19 protein-coding genes are annotated in these 17,249 nt (G+C 70.0%); 6 read left to right on the top strand and 13 right to left on the bottom strand.

Annotation, left to right across the window (positions count from 1 at the left end; genetic code table 11):
- Positions 1-97 precede the first annotated feature (97 nt).
- The 10 genes from aroQ to HNQ01_RS02885 form a co-directional block, all read right to left on the bottom strand.
- Entirely contained in the window at positions 98-532 is a 435-nt protein-coding gene (gene aroQ, locus HNQ01_RS02930) for a type II 3-dehydroquinate dehydratase (protein ID WP_173803840.1), read from the bottom strand.
- 33 nt (positions 533-565) lie between these two features.
- Entirely contained in the window at positions 566-1,477 is a 912-nt protein-coding gene (locus HNQ01_RS02925) for a sugar phosphate isomerase/epimerase family protein (RefSeq protein ID WP_173803839.1), read from the bottom strand.
- Positions 1,478-1,479: 2 nt separating this feature from the next.
- Positions 1,480-2,370 carry a VOC family protein gene (locus HNQ01_RS02920; protein ID WP_173803838.1) on the bottom strand — a complete coding sequence of 297 codons (891 nt, stop codon included), beginning with the start codon at positions 2,368-2,370 and terminating at the stop codon, positions 1,480-1,482.
- 13 nt (positions 2,371-2,383) lie between these two features.
- The gene (locus tag HNQ01_RS02915; RefSeq protein WP_173803837.1) at positions 2,384-3,256 is read right to left on the bottom strand and encodes a shikimate dehydrogenase; all 873 of its coding nucleotides are present in this window, start codon (positions 3,254-3,256) and stop codon (positions 2,384-2,386) included.
- 38 nt (positions 3,257-3,294) lie between these two features.
- Complete coding sequence (locus HNQ01_RS02910) at positions 3,295-4,296, bottom strand: TRAP transporter substrate-binding protein (protein WP_173803836.1); 1,002 nt, start codon at positions 4,294-4,296, stop codon at positions 3,295-3,297.
- Between the two features lie 114 nt (positions 4,297-4,410).
- On the bottom strand, positions 4,411-5,691 hold the full coding sequence (locus HNQ01_RS02905; RefSeq protein ID WP_173803835.1) for a TRAP transporter large permease subunit: 1,281 nt from the start codon (positions 5,689-5,691) through the stop codon (positions 4,411-4,413).
- A 52-nt stretch (positions 5,692-5,743) separates the two neighbouring features.
- Entirely contained in the window at positions 5,744-6,328 is a 585-nt protein-coding gene (locus tag HNQ01_RS02900) for a TRAP transporter small permease (protein WP_434801478.1), read from the bottom strand.
- A gap of 121 nt (positions 6,329-6,449) precedes the next feature.
- Positions 6,450-7,151, bottom strand: a complete 702-nt coding sequence (locus HNQ01_RS02895) for a TetR/AcrR family transcriptional regulator (protein ID WP_173803834.1) — start codon at positions 7,149-7,151, stop codon at positions 6,450-6,452.
- 31 nt (positions 7,152-7,182) lie between these two features.
- Complete coding sequence (locus HNQ01_RS02890; protein WP_173803833.1) at positions 7,183-8,022, bottom strand: class III extradiol dioxygenase family protein; 840 nt, start codon at positions 8,020-8,022, stop codon at positions 7,183-7,185.
- A gap of 66 nt (positions 8,023-8,088) precedes the next feature.
- Complete coding sequence (locus HNQ01_RS02885) at positions 8,089-8,430, bottom strand: protocatechuate 4,5-dioxygenase subunit alpha (RefSeq protein WP_173803832.1); 342 nt, start codon at positions 8,428-8,430, stop codon at positions 8,089-8,091.
- Between the two features lie 124 nt (positions 8,431-8,554).
- Here HNQ01_RS02885 and HNQ01_RS02880 point away from each other — a divergent pair, with 124 nt between their 5' ends.
- On the top strand, positions 8,555-9,478 hold the full coding sequence (locus tag HNQ01_RS02880; protein WP_173803831.1) for a LysR family transcriptional regulator: 924 nt from the start codon (positions 8,555-8,557) through the stop codon (positions 9,476-9,478).
- 78 nt (positions 9,479-9,556) lie between these two features.
- Positions 9,557-10,351, top strand: coding sequence for a YkgJ family cysteine cluster protein (locus HNQ01_RS02875; RefSeq protein ID WP_173803830.1), 795 nt, complete (start codon positions 9,557-9,559; stop codon positions 10,349-10,351).
- On the opposite strand, the gene yiaY is transcribed toward HNQ01_RS02875, so the two are convergent.
- The 3 genes from yiaY to HNQ01_RS02860 form a co-directional block, all read right to left on the bottom strand.
- The gene (gene yiaY / locus HNQ01_RS02870; RefSeq protein WP_173803829.1) at positions 10,333-11,484 is read right to left on the bottom strand and encodes an L-threonine dehydrogenase; all 1,152 of its coding nucleotides are present in this window, start codon (positions 11,482-11,484) and stop codon (positions 10,333-10,335) included. The two genes, HNQ01_RS02875 and yiaY, sit on opposite strands and share 19 nt — an antisense overlap.
- Before the next feature lie 136 nt (positions 11,485-11,620).
- On the bottom strand, positions 11,621-12,355 hold the full coding sequence (locus HNQ01_RS02865) for a FadR/GntR family transcriptional regulator (protein ID WP_173803828.1): 735 nt from the start codon (positions 12,353-12,355) through the stop codon (positions 11,621-11,623).
- A gap of 44 nt (positions 12,356-12,399) precedes the next feature.
- Positions 12,400-13,467, bottom strand: a complete 1,068-nt coding sequence (locus HNQ01_RS02860; RefSeq protein WP_173803827.1) for a LacI family DNA-binding transcriptional regulator — start codon at positions 13,465-13,467, stop codon at positions 12,400-12,402.
- A 168-nt stretch (positions 13,468-13,635) separates the two neighbouring features.
- Here HNQ01_RS02860 and HNQ01_RS02855 point away from each other — a divergent pair, with 168 nt between their 5' ends.
- Genes HNQ01_RS02855 through HNQ01_RS02840 form a run of 4 tightly spaced genes read left to right on the top strand, consistent with a single transcriptional unit; the run spans position 13,636 to position 17,249 of the window.
- Complete coding sequence (locus tag HNQ01_RS02855; RefSeq protein WP_173803826.1) at positions 13,636-14,604, top strand: TRAP transporter substrate-binding protein; 969 nt, start codon at positions 13,636-13,638, stop codon at positions 14,602-14,604.
- A 16-nt stretch (positions 14,605-14,620) separates the two neighbouring features.
- A complete protein-coding gene (locus HNQ01_RS02850) occupies positions 14,621-15,109 on the top strand; it encodes a TRAP transporter small permease (RefSeq protein ID WP_173803825.1) in 489 nt (162 codons plus the stop codon).
- The gene (locus tag HNQ01_RS02845; RefSeq protein WP_173803824.1) at positions 15,100-16,392 is read left to right on the top strand and encodes a TRAP transporter large permease; all 1,293 of its coding nucleotides are present in this window, start codon (positions 15,100-15,102) and stop codon (positions 16,390-16,392) included. The genes HNQ01_RS02850 and HNQ01_RS02845 overlap by 10 nt, the downstream gene beginning before the upstream one ends.
- Positions 16,393-16,418: 26 nt before the next feature.
- Positions 16,419-17,249, top strand: coding sequence for an NAD-dependent epimerase/dehydratase family protein (locus HNQ01_RS02840; RefSeq protein WP_173803823.1), 831 nt, complete (start codon positions 16,419-16,421; stop codon positions 17,247-17,249).

Genomic DNA, 17,249 nt, shown 5'->3' with positions numbered 1-17,249 from the left:
GAATCGTTGCTTCCTGGAAAAGGATTGGCCGCCGGTCCTGCGACCGGCGGCCTTTTTTCATGGGCGATCCGTGCGGGGCGCTGCAGGCCGCCGCCGCTCAGCCGCGCTCGAGGATCCAGTTCAGCGCCGCCTTGTAGCCCTTCACGCCCAGGCCGCAGATCATGCCCTCGGCGATCGCGGTGATGAAGGAGTGGTGGCGGAACTCCTCGCGCTTGTGGATGTTGCTGATGTGCACCTCCACCACCGGGATGGCCACGCCGGCCAGCGCGTCGCGCAGCGCCACGCTGGTGTGGGTCAGGCCGCCCGGGTTGATGATGATCCAGTGCGTGCCGTCCAGGCGCGCGGCGTGGATGCGGTCGATCAGCGCGCCTTCGTGGTTGCTCTGGAAGCAGCTGACTTCGGCGCCCTGGCGGGCGCCCTGCTCGACCAGGCCGCGCTCGACGTCGGCCAGCGTGTCGGCGCCGTAGATCTGCGGCTCGCGGGTGCCCAGCAGGTTCAGGTTCGGGCCGTTCAGGACGAGGATCTTCTTCATGTCGTGTTCTTCCGTCTGTGGAGGCGGGCGGGATTATCCCTGCACGCGCGGGCGCAGCCGCATGGTTCCGGGCAGGGGCACGGACCGGCGCAGCACGCCCTCGGCCAGCCACACCGCCGAGTCCCGGGCGCGGCGGGCGACATAGGGCAGCGGCAGCTGCTGGTAGTCGTCGTTGAAGACCTCGAAGCTGTAGTCGCCGCGGTAGCCCATGGCGTCGAGCTTCAGGACCAGCTCGGTGAGCGCGCCGGAGTGCACGCCCTCGCCGGGGAAGACCCGGAAGTGGCGCGCGGTGTCGATGCGCTCCTGCACCGAGCGGGTCTGCTGCCACATGAAGTCGGAGAGCTGCACCAGGTAGATCTTGGCCGGGTCGATCTCCTGCAGGCGGTCGAGCGCGGTGTCGGTGGCGAAGATGTGGTACGAGTCGATGCCGACGCCCAGATTGGGGCAGTCGGCCATCTCGACGACTTCCCAGGCCTGGGGGTACTCGTTGATGTGGCGGCCCCAGGACAGCGCCTCGAAGGCGACGCGGATGCCGTGGGGCAGGGCCAGCATGGCGAGCTTGCGCAGGTCGGCGGCGATGCGCTGGGGGTCGGCGCTGGCGTGCACCGAGGTCGACGAGCAGGCCAGCAGCACCTTGGCGCCGAGCTGGCGCGCCATCAGGATCATCTGCTTGGCGATGTCGATCTTGTAGCCGTGCAGGTGGTCGGAGAGGCCCTCGAAGTCGCGCAGCACCTGGAAGCCGGTGACGCGCAGGCCGCTGTCGCGCACCGCCTGCACGGCGGCGTCGACCCCGTCGGGGTGGCCGACGAGGTCGCGCGCGGCCAGCATGATCTGCGTGAAGCCGGCCTCGCGCACCGCGCGCAGCTTGGCCTCCAGCGGCCCGGCCAGCGTGATGGTGTCCATGCCGAAGTCGGCGACGTTGCGGGCGATGCGCGTCGTGTCCATCGTCATGCCTCCGCCCCGCCGCGCGGGTCGTGCACCAGCTCGAACACCAGCTCGCCCAGCAGCGGCTCGGTCAGCGCGCCGCGCGCGTCGGTGTGCACGCCGCCCGGCTTCTCGACGAAGGCCACGCCCGCGTCCTTCATCGCCGCCACCGCCACCGGCACGTCCGTGCAGCCGAAGGCCACCCGCTGCAGCAGCTCGTCGTGCTCGAAGTCGGCCGCGTCCGGCTCCGGCTCGATCAGCTGCCAGTGGAACTGCCCGCACGGACTCGCCAGGATCGCGCCCTTGGTCATCACCCCGAAGCGCTGCTCGGTCGGCAGCTCCGCGAAGCCGAAGAGCTCGCCGTAGAACGCGCTCCAGTCGGCCATGCGGTCCAGCCCGATGTACTGCACCACGCCGAACACATGCAGCCCGTGCTGCGCCGCCGGGCGCTGGTTCACCCCCGGGATCGGCACGAAGTCCACGTCGTAGATCGAGAACTCGCGGTGCCGGTCGACGAAGTAGATCCGGCTCGAGCCCACGCCGTGGATCGCCGGGATGTTGAGCTCCATCACCTCGACCTGCGTCGGCACCGCCCACGCGCCCAGATCCAGCACCCGCTGGTAGGCCCGCGCCGCGTCGCGCACCCGCAGCGCCACCGCCGCGATCACCGGCCGCTCGGTGGGCGCCGGCTGCCCCGACAGCCCGCCCTGGTGGGCGTTGACGATGATGTTGATGTCGCCCTGGCGGTACAGCAGCACCTCGCGCGAGCGGTGCCGCGCCACCGGCACGAAGCCCAGCCGCTCCAGCACCTGGCCCAGCGCCTGCGGCCGGCTCGTCGTGTACTCGATGAATTCGATGCCCAGCAGCCCCAGCGGGTTGGGCAGTTCGCCGATGTCTTCGCGGTCGAGGGTCATGGAGGATTCCTGTTCAGTTCTGACGCTGGCTGACCAGCGCGCGGAAATGCTGCTCGATGCGGCCGGCGTCCGGCGTGACGCCGGTGAACAGCTCGAAGGCCCCGACCGCCTGGCCGACGGCCATGCCGCCGCCGTCGCTGATGCGGCAGCCGCGCTCGCGCGCGAGCCTGAGCAGCGCTGTTTCCAGAGGGAAGTAGACGACCTCGGAGACCCACAGGTCCGCTCGCACCAGCTCGGCCGGCAGCGGCAGGCCGGGCAGCTTGTCCATGCCGGTGGGCGTGGCGTGGATCAGGCCGGTGGCGCCGTCCAGCGCCGCGGCCACGTCGGTCCAGCCGGAGGCGCGCTCGCCGTCATACAGCCGGTTGAGCTCGGCGGCCAGCGCCTGGGCGCGGGCCGGGTCGACGTCGAGGATGCGCAGCGACTGGACGCCCAGGCGCAGCGCCGCGTGCGCGATCGCGGCGCCGGCGCCGCCGGCACCCAGCAGCACCGCGCAGCGCAGGTCGGCGTCCGGCAGCGCGCGGGTGAAGCCGCGCGCCCAGCCGGAGCCGTCGGTGTTGTGGCCGATCAGGCGGCCGTCGCGGATCACCACGGTGTTGACCGCCCCCATCGCGCGCGCCTCGTCGGAGAGCTCGTCGAGGTGCGGGATGACCGCCTGCTTGCACGGATAGGTGATGTTCAGGCCCGCGTAGCCCATCATGCGCGCGGCCTTGAGCAGCAGCGGCAGGTCCTCGGCGCTGCCGCCCGAGAGATCGAGATCGATCAGCTGATAGTGCAGGCGCATGCCGTGGTGGGCGGCTTCCTGCTCCTGCATCGCCGGGGTCAGCGAGCGCTGGATACCGGAGCCGATCAGGCCAAGCAGCACCTTGCGGTTCGGGGTCGTCGTCATGGGAAGCCTCGGCCTTTCGATCTCGCTGGGAACGGCGCTCACTTGGCCGCGCGGACCTTGGCCAGCTCGGCCTGCAGCTCGGCGACGGTGGCGGCGATCGGGGCGCCGTGCTTGTCGATGACCGGCTTGAGCTTGGTGCGCAGCTCGGCGTGCTCGGCCGCCGACAGCTCGGTGACCTGCATGCCGGCCTTCTTCAGCGCGTCCAGCGTCGTGGCGTAGGCGTCGCGTGCGACCTTGCGCTGGAACTTGCTGGCCTCGCTGGCAGCGTCCTGCAGCACCTTGTGGTCGGCTTCCGACAGGCCGTCCCACACCTTCTTGCTGATGATCAGCGACTGCGGGTTGTACTGGTGGTTGGTCAGCGCCAGGTGCTTCTGCACCTCGTAGAACTTGTTGGCCAGGATCACGCTCAGCGGATTCTCCTGGCCGTCGATGGCCTTCTGCTCCAGACCGGCGTAGACCTCGGGGAAGGCCATCGGCGTCGGGTTGGCGCCCAGGGTCTTGACCCAGTCGACGTTGATCGCGTTCGGGATCACGCGCAGCTTCAGGCCGGCGATGTCCTCGACGTTGACGATCGCCTTCTTGCTGTTGGTGATGTTGCGGAAGCCCAGCTCGAAGTAGGCCAGACCGATCAGGTTCTTCTCGGCCAGCTTGGCGTGCAGCTTCTGGCCGAAGGGGCCGTCGACCACCGCGTCGGCTTCACGGCCGTTGGCGAACATGAAGGGGAAGTCGTAGACCTCGAAGTCCTTGACCTGTGAGGCCAGGATGCCCGAGTTCAGCATCACCATCTCGATGGTGCCGCCCTGCGAGGCCGAGACGGCCTGCGCGTCGCCGCCCAGCGTGCCGCCGGGGAAGAGGTTGACCTTCAGGCGGCCGCCCGACTTCGCGGCGACCAGCTCGGCGAACTTCTCCGCGCCGGTGACCAGCGGGTGACCCTTGGGGTTCTGCAGCGCGAGCTTGAAGGTCTTTTCCTGGGCTGCGGCGATACCGGCAACGGCGAGTGCGGCGGCGGCGACCAGGGTCTTGATCATCAGGCGTTTCATGGCGTTTCCTCGAAGTGGTGGGGCGGGAGAGAGACGGCCCGTTGTCTCCTGATGGCCGGGCCGCGGTTCGGAAAGGGATCGCGTCGCGTCGGACGTGGGGCCGTCAGCCTGGGGTCAGTGGGCGAGCCACTTGGCGGGGCCGGTGACGAGGGAGGGGAAGGCGACGAGCAGGAACATGACGGCGAACTGGGCGATCATGAAGGGGACGACGCCGCGGGTGACGTCGTCCATCTTCATCTTGCCGACGCCGGCGACGACGTTGAGGACGGTGCCGACCGGGGGGGTGATGAGGCCGATGGCGTTGTTCATGATGAAGAGGACGCCGAAGTAGACCGGATCGATGCCGGCGGCCTTGACGACGGGCATGAGGACCGGGGTCATGATGAGGATGGTGGGGGTCATGTCCATGGCGGTGCCGACGGCCATGACGAGCAGCATGATGGCGACGAGCAGCAGGGTCTGGTTGCCCATGAAGGGCTTGAGCATGCTGGTCATCTGGCCGGGGATGTCGGCGACCGTGATGAGCCAGGCGGAGACCATGGCGGCGGCGACGAGGAACATGACGACCGAGGTGGTCTTGGCGGCGGCGACGAAGACTTCCCGGGTTTCCTTCCAGCCCATCTCGCCGTAGATGACGGTGGAGACGAAGAGGGCGTAGACGGCGGCGACGACGGCGGCCTCGGTGGGGGTGAAGACGCCGAACTTGAGGCCGACGACCACGATGACGGGCAGGACCATGGCCCAGGTGGACTCGCGCAGGGCGTGCATGCGCTCGGCGGTGGTGGCCTTCTTCGGGGGGGTGACGTTCTCGTTGCGGGCGCACCACCACCAGGTGATGGCGATGGCCACGCCCATCAGGAGGCCGGGGACGATGCCGGCGAGGAAGAGCTTGCCGATGGAGACGTTGGCGGCGACGCCGAAGACGACGAAGCCGATGGAGGGCGGGATGATGGGGGCGATGATGCCGGCGGAGGCGAGCAGGCCGCCGGCGCGGGCCTTGTCATGGCCGGCGGCGGCCATCATGGGCAGCAGCAGGGCCGAGAGGGCGGCGGTGTCGGCCACGGCCGAGCCGGAGAGGGCGGCCATCATGACCGCGGCCAGGATGGCGACATAGCCCAGGCCGCCGCGCACATGGCCCACCAGCGACATGGCCAGCTTGACGATGCGCCGCGACAGGCCGCCGACGTTCATGATCTCGCCGGCGAGCATGAAGAAGGGCACGGCCAGCAGGGGGAAGCTGTCGGCGCCGTTGATGGTGTTCTGAGCCAGGATCTGGGCGTCGAAGAGGCCCTGCTGCCACATCAGGGCCACGCCGGAGACGAGCAGCGAGTAGGCGATGGGGATGCCCAGGGCCATCGCCCCCAGCAGCGAGCCCAGGAAGATGAAGACGGTCATGGTTGTCTCGTGTCGGTTCGGTTGTCGCGGGAAGGAAGGGCGGCTGGGGCGCTCACTTCTTGAAGGCCATCGAGTTGGGGCCCTGCCCCAGCGGGGGCGTGTCGCCCACATGCAGCGCCTCGACCTGCGCGAGGTCCTCCGACTCCTGCACCAGCACCAGCTCCGCATCCGTCACCTGGCCGGTGACCGTGCGCCAGAACTGCCCCAGCAGGATCAGGCCCGAGCACACCGCGAACACCACGCCCGACAGGTAGAACCAGCCCACCGACAGGCCGCTGACCGGCGCCTCGACCTCGCGGTTGATCTCCACCTGGGCCCAGGCGCCGGTCAGCAGCAGCCAGGTGACGTACAGCATCGCCACCTGCGCCACCACCAGGCAGGCCAGCTTGCCCTTGCGGCCCAGCCGCGCCACCAGCATGTCCGTGCCCAGATGGCCGTTCTCGCGCAGCGCCACGATCGCGCCCAGGAAGGTCATCCACACGAAGAGCCAGCGCGAGAGCTCCTCGCTGATCGTGATGCCCGAGTTGAACGCGTAGCGCAGCACCACGTTGCCGAACACCAGCACCACCATCACCGCCAGCAGCAGCGCCATCACCCCTTCAACCACCCGGCTGAAGGTGCCCAGAATCTTGTTCACCACGTTCTCCTCGTGTCATGCCGTGGCGCACGGACCGAGATTGCCGTCGCCGAGGAGTTGTAATGTACGAACTGGTTAGTTTTCCTGACCTAGTGAGAACCCTAGGTTTGCGGGAATGTCCTCAGGCCCGCACGAAGCGCACGATCATCTCGACGATGCTGTCGCGGCGGTGCTCGATGGTGGCCGGGTCGTCGAAGTCGTGCTTGAAGATGAGCGAGAAGGTGTGGCGGTTGGAGACGTTGAAGACCGACAGCGCCGAGATCGACATGTGCAGGTCGATCGGGTCGAGGCCGCAGCGGAAGACGCCTTCGCGCACGCCCCGCTCGTAGACGGTGCGCAGCAGGTTGATCGCCGGCACGTTGAGCTGCTGGATCTGCTTCGACTGCTCGAGGAACTCGCCGCGGTGCATGTTCTCGTTCATGACCAGGCGGATGAAGTCCGGGTTCTGGCGCTGGTAGTCGCAGGTGAAGGCCACCAGGCGGCGCAGCGCGGTCTCCGGGTCGAGGTCCTCGAGATGCAGGTCGGTCTCGATGTGGCGGATGCGCCGGTAGGCCTCCTCCAGCACGGCCACGTACAGGCCTTCCTTGCTGCCGAAGTAGTAGTAGATCATCCGCTTGCTGGTGCGCGTGGCGGCGGCGATCTCGTCGATGCGCGCGCCGGCCAGGCCCTTGTCGGCGAACTCGCGGGTGGCGACATCGAGGATGTCGGCCATCGTGGCCTCGGGGTCGTTGGTGCGACCGGGCTCGGCGACCACCGCGACGGCCGGCGTCTTGGGGGCGCGGCGGCGGCGCGGAGCGGGGGATGGACGTTCGAGTTCGTTCATGGGGCCGCAAGCATACCGCCACGCCGCGGGTTCAGGGGCTCGGCTCCAGCAGCATCAGGCCCGAGGCGGTGTTCGAGATCGGGATGTGGTAGTTGCGGTGCAGCTCGCGCACCGACTCGCCCAGCGCGCCGCGGGTGGCCAGCCACATCAGCAGCTCGAGGCCCTGGGTGCCGGCCTTCTCGACCAGCTCGTGGATGCTGAAGCGCGTCGACCAGGTCGGGTCCTTCACCAGGCTGTCCATGAACTGCAGGTCGAATTCCTTGTTGATGAAGCCGGCGCGCTCGCCGTCGAGCTGGTGCGACAGGCCGCCGGTGCCCAGCACCATGACACGGACATCGGATTCCCAGGACCGGATCGCCCGGCCCACCGCCTGACCCAGCTTCCAGCAGCGCGCGGCCGTCGGCAGCGGGAACTGCACGGTGTTGATGCAGATCGGCACCACCTTGACCGGCCAGGTCTGGTCGGGCCACAGCAGCGCCATCGGCAGCGTGAAGGCGTGATCGACCACCATCTCCTGGCAGGTGGTCAGGTCGAACTCGGCCTCGGTCAGCGACTCGACCAGGTGCCAGGACAGGTCCTGATCGCCGCTGAAGGCGGGCACCTGCGGGATGCCCCAGCCCTCGTCGGCATTGCTGTAGCTCGGGGCGGTGCCGATCGCGAAGGTCGGCATCTTGTCGAGGAAGAAGTTCAGGCCGTGGTCGTTGTAGAAGACCACCACCACGTCCGGGCGGGCCTCGGCCAGCCAGTGGTGGACCGGGCGGTAGCCGTCGAAGAAGGGCTTCCAGTACGGGTCGTCCTGCAGGCCGCGGTGGATGGCGCGGCCGATGGCCGGGACGTGCGAGGTGTTGATGCCGCCGATGATCTGGGCCATGGGGAAATCCTGGTGAGCTGAAGGTCTGGGGAGGTCGGGAGGGCGTCGAGTCCGGCGCGCGGCGCGTCAGCCGGCAGCGGCCAGCAGCCGGGCCTTGAACTCGTCCTTGCTCAGGCCGGTCTGCTGCGCGCCCAGGTCCTGCACGTCCAGCCCGAAGATGCCGGCGAACTTGGCCAGGTAGTAGACGTTGCCGCCGGCGGCGATCAGCGCGAGCACGTTGCGCCGGCGGATGGCCTCGCGCTGCTCGGCGTTCAGGCCGTAACGGGCGCAGTAGCCGTCCTCGTCCTGCACGAAGGCGGCGCGGTTCTCGGCCGCGTTGAACGAGTAGCACATGCGGTTGAGCGCATAGCCGCGGCGGGCCATGCGGCCGTCGAACAGCGTGGTGCCGAAGATGTCGGGCATCGTCATCGGGAAGTCTCCGTCCGGGGGGGGTGTGGGATGAAGTATCCGGAGCCCGATAGCATCGATAAACCGATGGATACTCATGCCTGACATGAACGAAATCGATGAATCAGGGGCGGGACCGGGCCCGATGGACCTCGACGGCCGGCTGCTGCAGGTGCTGGTGGCGGTGCACGAGGAGGGCTCGCTCACGCGGGCGGCGCAGCGGCTGGGGCTGACGCAGTCGGCGGTGAGCCATGCGGTGGAGCGGCTGCGCGCGATCACCGGCGAGGCGCTGTTCGTGCGCTCGGGGCGCGGCATCGTGGCGACGGCCCGGGCCGACGTGCTGGTGGTGCGGGCGCGCCGGCTGATCGGCGCGCTGCGCGACTTCGGCAGCGCCGCCGGCTTCGATCCGGCGCAGCTGCAGATGACGCTGACGATCGCCGCCAACGACCTGCAGCGCGACCTGCTGCTGCCGCCGCTGCTGGAGCGGCTGCGCCGCGAGGCGCCCGGCGTGCTGCTGCGCGTGATTCCGGCCGGCGCGCCGACGCCGGAGCTGCTGCGCGACGAGGCCTGCCAGCTGGTGCTGACCCCGCGGCCGCCCGAGGCCGGCGACATCGTGCAGCGCCGCCTCTTCGACGACACCTACCGCGTCTTCTTCGACCCGTCCTGCCGCGAGGCGCCGCGCGACGAGGCCGACTATCTCGCCGCCGAGCATGTGACCGTGCAGCACGAGGGCCTGCGGCGCACGATCGACATCGACGAGCGGCTGCTCGCGCGCGGACTGCGCCGGCGCATCGTCGCGGTCGTGCCGGCGTTCGGCGGCCTGGCGGCGCTGCTGGCGGGCAGCACGCGGCTGGCGACCGCGCCGGGGCGGCTGCGTCACGGCGTGCTGCGCGGCCTGGCGGACGCGCCGCTGCCGCTGGCCGGCCCGCCGCCGGTGCCCGCGCTGGCGATGTACATGGTCTGGCATCAGCGCCACCAGGACGACGCGATGCACCGCTGGCTGCGCGCCTGTCTGGTCGAGGCGGTCGCGCAGGCGGGTCTGCAGCCCGTCTTCGGGCGCGGGGACTGATCCTGCTCAAGTCCCGCGGCGGCCGGCGCGACTAGCCTGCCGCATCCCGACCTGATGCGGCCCGCGCCGCCCGATGCCATGTCCGAGACGATCACGGCCGACGAGGCGGCCCGCCAGGGCCTGCGGGCCTTCTTCCATGAGCTGCAGTCGGCCTGCGCGGAGACGCTGCGCCGCCATGCCGGGCAGGCCACGCTGACGCAGGCCGTGCTGGCGCGCGCCTTCGACTGCTTCGAGGGCAATGTCGCGCTGCGCCACGACGAGGAGCCGCCGCTGGCCTGCGGGCGCGGCTGCGCGACCTGCTGCACGCTGCGGGTCGCGGCCAGCGCGCCGGAGGTCTGGCTGGTCGCGCGCTTCCTGGACGCGGTGGCGCCGCGCCTGCTCGAGCGCGGCATCGACCTGTGGGGCCAGGTCGCCGCGGCCGACGCGCTGACCCGCGGCCTGGGCGAGGCCGCGCGGGTCGGCCTGCGCCAGCGCTGCCCCTTCATCGCGCAGGGCGTCTGCGTGATCTATCCGGTGCGGCCGCTGGCCTGCCGGGGCCATGCCTCGCACGACGTGCGCGCCTGCGTCGACGCGGCGGCGGGGCGGCGTTTCGACGTGCCGCAGAGCCGGATGCACCAGGAGGTGCGCGCGCTGGTGCAGAACGCGATGCAGTCGGCGCTGCGCGATGCCGGGCTGGCCTGGGGGCTGCACGAGCTCAATCACGCGCTGATGATCGCGCGCGCCGATCCGCAGGCCGAGGCACGCTGGCGCGCCGGCGACGATCCGCTGGCCGCGGCCGCCTTGCCCGAGCAGCCGCTCGAGGCGCTGGCCGCCGCCTTCGACCAGCTGCGGCCCGAGCCCGCGTCGTCCGACGCTCAGAGCGCCGCGCGGTAGATCGCGCAGACCTCGTCGAAGGTCGGCTGCACCGGGTTGGTCAGGCCGCAGGCGTCCTTCATCGCGTTGGCGGCCAGCACCGGGATGTCGTCCTCCTTCGCCCCGAGGCCGGCGGTGCCGGCCGGGATGCCGACGTCGCGCGCCAGGTCGCGGATCGCCTGCAGCGCACGCGCGGCCGCCGCCGCGTCGTCCAGGCCGGCGATGTCGGCGCCGAGCGCCTGGCCGATCTCGCCGAGCCGGCGCGCCGCGACGCCGGCGTTGAAGGCCTGCACATGCGGCAGCAGGATGGCGTTGCACACGCCGTGGGGCAGGTCGTAGAAGCCGCCGAGCTGGTGCGCCATCGCGTGCACATAGCCCAGCGAGGCGTTGTTGAAGGCCATGCCGGCGAGGAACTGCGCGTAGGCCATCCGCTCGCGGGCCTCGAGGTCGTCGCCCTGCGCGACCGCGCGGCGCAGGTGCTGGCCGACCAGCCGCACCGCCTGCAGCGCGCAGGCATCGGTGATCGGCGTGGCGGCGGTCGAGACATAGGCCTCGACCGCGTGGGTCAGCGCGTCCATGCCGGTGGCGGCGGTCAGCGCCGCGGGCATGCCGGCCATCATTTCCGGATCGTTGACCGACAGCAGCGGCGTCACATGCTTGTCGACGATGGCCATCTTCACGTGGCGGCGGTCGTCGGTGATGATGCAGAAGCGCGTCATCTCGCTGGCGGTGCCGGCGGTGGTGTTGATCGCCACCAGCGGCAGCTGCGGCCGCGCCGAGCGGTCGACGCCTTCGTAGTCGGTGATCGCGCCGCCGTTGGCCGCCACCAGCGCGATGGCCTTGGCGCAGTCGTGCGGCGAGCCGCCGCCCAGCGAGATCACGCCGTCGCAGGCGGCCTCGCGCAGCAGCGCCAGGCCCGCCTCGACGTTGGCGACGTTCGGATTGGGCTTGACCTGGTCGAAGACGACCGAGGAGACGCCCGCCTGCCCGAGCTGCTCGGCGACGCGGCCGACCAGGCCGGTGCGCACCAGCGGCGCGTCGGTGACGATCAGCGCGCGGCGCCAGCCCTGCGCGGCGATCGCCCTGACCGCCTCGGCCAGGCAGCCGCGGCCCATCAGGTTGACGCTGGGAATGAAGAAGGTGGTGGTGCTCATCGGGGCGCTCCGTTCATTGACCATTGACGAACGGGCGCATGGTCCTGCCGATGCCACCCCCGATCCTTGATCTACTTCAGTGAAACCTTCACGAAGCTGACGGGATGAGCGGGGCCTGCGCGAGATCGGCGCGGCGTCAGCGGTCGCCGCCCATGCGCCGGCGGCGCTCGCGGCTGTTGGCCAGGTGGGTGCGCATCGCCGCGCGCGCGCCTTCCGGATCGCCCGCGGCGATCGCGTCGCAGATGCTGTCGTGCTCGGCGTTGACCCGGCGCAGGTAGCTGCGGCGCTCCTGTTCCTGCTCGGGCGTGCTGTCGGCATCCAGGCGCGAGCGCGGAATAATGGTGCGCCCGAGCGTGCCGATCAGCTCGGCGAAATGGTGGTTGCCGGTCGCGCGCGCGATCGCCAGATGGAACTGGAAATCGGCCTCGACCGCATCGCGTCCGGCCTCGACCGCGGCCGCGACCTCGGTCAGCGCCGCGCGCATCGCCTGCAGGTCGGCCTCGCTGCGGCGCTGCGCCGCCAGCGCGGCGGCCTCGGTCTCGACGCCGATGCGCAGCTCCAGCATCGCGATGACGTCGCGCAGCGTCGCGACCTGCTCCGGTGCGATCCGGAAGCCCGAGGGCTCGCCCAGGCCGAGCACGAAGGTGCCGATGCCGTGGCGCGTCTCGACCAGCCCGGAGGCCTGCAGCCGCGAGATCGCCTCGCGCACCACGGTGCGGCTGACGTCGAACTCGGTCATGATCGCCGCCTCGGTCGGCAGCTTGGTGCCGGGCGCGAGCCGGCCGTCACGGATGCGGTCGCCGATCGACTCGACCAGCTCGAGGGCCAGGGAGCGGGGACGGCGGCGGCCGGCGGGAGGAATCAGGGTCATGGGGCAGGGCTCGTCGTCAGCAGGACAGTCGGCAGTCTTCGCAGTCATCGTACAACAGGGCGGCGTGCGGCCGTCGAGCCGCGTGCCACCACCCGCGCGGCGATGACCTCGTGGCCGGGCTGCAGCGCGGTCTCGCCGCGCACCCGCTCGATCAGCTGGCGCATCGCCACCTCGCCGGTCAGCTCGCTGCCGGTGTCGACGGTGGTCAGCCCCGGGCGCATGTAGCCGCCGTAGACGATGTTGTCGAAGCCGGCGATCGACACGTCGGCCGGCACCGACAGCCCGAGCGCCTGGGCCTGGCCGAGCAGGCCCAGCGCGATCAGGTCGTTGTAGGCGACGACCGCATCGGGCGGATCGTCGCGCAGCAGCACTTCCGAGGCCACGCGCTCGCCCTCGTCGGCGGTGGCGGCCTGCACGTCGTGGCGGCTCAGGCGCGCCGTGCTGCCCTCGAAGGCCTGGCACAGGCCGAGCCAGCGGTCGCCGCTCCAGCGCGCGCCGCCGAAGCCGACGTAGCCGACGTGCCGGTGGCCGAGCTCGCGCAGGTGGCGCCCGAGCATCGCCGCGGCGGCGCGGTTGTCGATGCCGACGCTGAAGCAGGCCCGCGCCGAGGGCGGGCCGCCATAGAACACCACCGGCACGCCGCAGGCCGTCAGCCAGTCCAGCGACGCGTCCGAGAGCCGCGCGCTGACGATCAGTCCGTCGACGCGCCGGCTCAGCGCCTGCAGCGTCGGCAGCTCCGGCGCCAGCCCCTCGGCGATGTCGGCGAAGAGCAGGTTCAGCCCGGCCTCGGCCGCCGGCCGCGAGGCGCCGCGGATCAGGCTGGTGAAGTGCGGATTGCGCACGTCCAGCACGACGATGCCGATGTTGCCGGTGCGGCCGGTGATCATGCCGCGCGCCATCGGGTTGGAGCTGTAGCCCAGCTCGCGCACCGCCTGCGCGACCCGTTCCTCGACCTCGCGGGTGAAGCGCTGGCCGCCGTTGAGGAACTTCGACACCGTCGCGGTCGACACGCCGGCGGCCTGGGCGACATCGCGGATCGTCGCGGCCCTGCGGCGTGCGTGCGGGTCCGCAGGCGCCGACGAGATGGGATCTTCTGGGGAAGGTGTCTTCATGGTCAGGGTCGATTCTATCCAGTGGGATAAACGTTTACTTGTGCCAGATGTGTCTGGATCACCCTGGTGAATACCCTGCGTGGACTCGTCTTGACCGGCGTTTCGGTTAAACGTTTAATCACTGGTACGACATCTGACCAATCCACCGCGATCTGAGGAGACAAGATCATGTCCAGGCTGCATTCCCTTCTTGCCGCTGCCGTGCTCGGCAGCGCCGCCACGCTGGCCCAGGCGCTCGACTTCCGCTCGGCCGACATCCACAACTCCGACGACTACCCCACGGTCGCCGCGGTGCGCCACATGGGCCAGCTGCTCGAGCAGCGCAGCGGCGGCCGTCACAAGATCAAGGTCTTCAACAAGGGGGCGCTCGGCACCGAGAAGGAGACGATCGACCAGCTCAAGATCGGCGCGCTGGAGATGGCCCGCGTCAACATCAGCCCGATGAACGCGATCTGCGCCAAGACCATGGTGCCGACGATGCCCTTCCTGTTCGGCTCCATCGACCACATGCGCCGCACGCTCGACGGCGCGGTCGGCGAGGAGATCCTGAAGTCCTGCGAGGAGCAGGGCTTCATCGGCCTGGCCTTCTACGACTCGGGCGCCCGCTCGCTCTACGCCAAGAAGCCGATCCGCACGGTCGCCGACGTCAAGGGCATGAAGGTGCGCGTGCAGCAGTCGGACCTGTGGGTGGCGCTGGTCGGCGCGATGGGGGGCAACGCCACGCCGATGCCCTTCGGCGAGGTCTACACCGGCCTGAAGACCGGCCTGATCGACGCGGCCGAGAACAACGTTCCGTCCTACGAGAGCGTCAAGCACTTCGAGTCGGCCAGGTACTACTCGAAGACCGAGCACTCGATGGCGCCCGAGATGCTGCTGATGTCGAAGCTCGTCTGGGACAAGCTGCCCAAGGCCGACCAGGATCTGGTGCGCGCCGCCGCGAAGGAGTCGGTCGCGTTCCAGCGCAGGAAGTGGGACGAGCAGGAGGCGAAGTCGCTGGCCGCGGTCAAGGCGGGCGGCGCCGAGATCATCGAGGTCGACAAGAAGTCCTTCCAGGCGGTGATGGGCCCGGTCTACGACAGGTTCATGACCACGCCGGACCTCAAGCGCCTGGTCAAGTCGGTGCAGGACGGCAAGTAAGGCGAGGCGCAGGACCATGTACACCAAGTTCTGCGCCGGGCTGTCCCGGCTCAGCCTGATGCTGGCGGTGGTCGGCCTGATCGCCGTGGTGCTGTGCGTGCAGTACCAGGTGATCGGCCGCTACATCTTCAACGACACGCCGACCTGGGCCGAGGCGCTGTCGATGCTGCTGGTGCTCTTCGTGACCGCGTTCGGCCTGGCGGTGGGCGTGCGCGACGCCGGCCACATCGGGCTCGAATCGATGGTGGCGCTGCTGCCCGAGGTCTGGCAGCGCCGCATCGAGCTGCTGATCCATGCGCTCGTCGGCCTGTTCGGCGTGCTGATGGTGCAGGGCGGCTGGCGGTGGGCGCTGGCCAAGTGGACCGAGAAGAAGCCGATGCTGCCGGTCCCGGACGGCATCGACTATGTGCCGGTGATCATCGCCGGCGTGCTGATCGTGCTGTTCTCGATCGAACACATCGTCGCCAATCTGCGCGGCGAGGAAGTGGTGCCGTCATGGAACTGACCGTGCTGTGCGTGAGCTTCACGCTGCTGCTGCTGCTGGGCGTGCCGGTGGCCTTCGCCATCGGGCTGTCCTCGGTGGCCACCATCGTGGCCGCGGGCCTGCCGGTGGCCGTCGTCTTCCAGAAGATGGTCGGCGGCATGCAGGTGTTCAGCTTCCTGGCCATTCCCTTCTTCGTCTTCGCCGGCGAGCTGATGCTCTACGGCGGCATCGCCGAGCGCATCGTGCGCTTCGCCAACAGCCTGGTCGGCCATGTGCGCGGCGGCCTGGGCATGAGCAACGTGCTGGGCTGCACCATCTTCGGCGGCGTGGCCGGCTCGCCGCTGGCGGACGTGTCGGCGATCGGCTCGGTGATGATCCCGCTGATGAAGAAGGACGGCTACGACGCCGACTACGCCGTCAACGTCACCACCCATGCGGCGCTGGTCGGCGCGATCATGCCGACCTCGCACAACATGATCATCTACACGCTGTCGACCGCCGGCATCGCCTCGGTCAGCGTGCTGAGCCTGATGCTGGCCGGGCTGGTGCCGGCGATCATCCTGACGCTGTGCAACCTCGCCGCCGCCTACTGGGTGGCGGTCAGGCGCGGCTACCCGGTGCGCCCGGGCGGCTTCGGCGGCTGGCCGGCGGTGCTGGCGGCCTTCGCGGCCTCGGTGCCGGGGCTGCTGGTGGTGGTCATCATTCTCGGCGGCATCCTGTCGGGCGCCTTCACCGCGACCGAGTCGGCCTCGATCGCGGTGGCCTGGGCGCTGCTGATCACGACGCTGGTCTACCGCACGCTGTCCTGGAAGAACTTCCTGAAGGCCTGCGCCAAGGCCTGCAAGACCACCGGCGTCGTGCTGCTGCTGATCGGCATCTCCAACGCCTTCGGCTACTTCATGGCGCTCTACGAGGTGCCGCAGAAGACCGGCGAGCTGATGAAGATGGTCTCGAGCGAGCCGTGGGTGATCTTCCTGATGATCAACGTGCTGCTGTTCATCCTGGGCACCTTCCTGGACATGGCCGCGACCATCCTGATCTGCACGCCGATCTTCCTGCCGATCGCGATGCAGTTCGGCATGGACCCGGTGCAGTTCGGAATCATCATGCTGATCAACTGCGCGCTTGGCCTGAACACCCCGCCGGTGGGCTCGGTGCAGTTCGTCGGCTGCGCCATCGGCGGCATTTCCGTCGGCCAGGTGATGCGCACCATCGGTCCGTTCTACGGCGCGCTCGGCGCCTGCCTGGTGTTCGTGACCTACGTGCCGGCCTTCTCGCTGTGGCTGCCCGGCCTCTTCAAGTGACCTCCCCCGTCCCAGGAATGCCTCCGATGCTGAGTTCTTCCGTTTCCCCGATCCGCTTCGGCCGGATCCTGCTGACCGGCGCGGCCGGTCACCTCGGCCGCGAGATGCGCCCGCGCCTGAAGGCCTGCTGCGACCGGCTGCGCCTGAGCGACCGCGAGCCGATGGCGCCGGCCGCCGACGGCGAGGAGGCGGTCGTCGCCGACCTGGCCGACCGCGCGGCGGTGCTCGCGCTGCTCGAGGGCGTCGATGCGGTCGTGCACCTCGGCGGCGTCTCGACCGAGCAGAGCTGGGAGCGCATCGCCGCGGCCAACATCCACGGCGCGGTGAACCTGTACGAGGCGGCGCGCCGGCACGGCGTGCGCCGCATCGTCTTCGCCAGCTCCAACCATGTCACCGGCTTCTACCGCCAGGACCAGGTCATCAGCCCGCGCGACCCGGCCCGGCCGGACGGCTTCTACGGCCTGTCCAAGGCCTTCGGCGAGGATCTGGCCCAGCTCTACTGGGACCGCTTCGGGCTCGAGACGGTCAGCGTGCGCATCGGCTCGGCCTTCGCCGCGCCGAAGGACCGGCGCATGCTCGCCACCTGGATGAGCTTCGACGACACCGAGCGGCTGTTCATGGCCGCGCTCACCGCGCCGGTGGTCGGCCACAGCATCGTCTACGGCCTGAGCGACAACGCGACCGCCTGGTGGGACAACACCCCGGCGCGCCACCTCGGCTACCGGCCGCAGGATTCGTCCGAGGTCTTCCGCGCCGAGGTCGAGGCCCGCCAGCCGGTGCTCGACCGCGAGGATCCGGCCGTGATCCATCAGGGCGGCGCCTTCGTGCGCACCGGCCCCTTCTTCGAGGAGGCCTGA

Origin of the sequence: Sphaerotilus uruguayifluvii (genome assembly GCF_013294065.1) — a bacterium.
Lineage (GTDB): Bacteria > Pseudomonadota > Gammaproteobacteria > Burkholderiales > Burkholderiaceae_C > Sphaerotilus > Sphaerotilus uruguayifluvii.
This window is presented reverse-complemented; position numbering and strand designations above follow the sequence as displayed.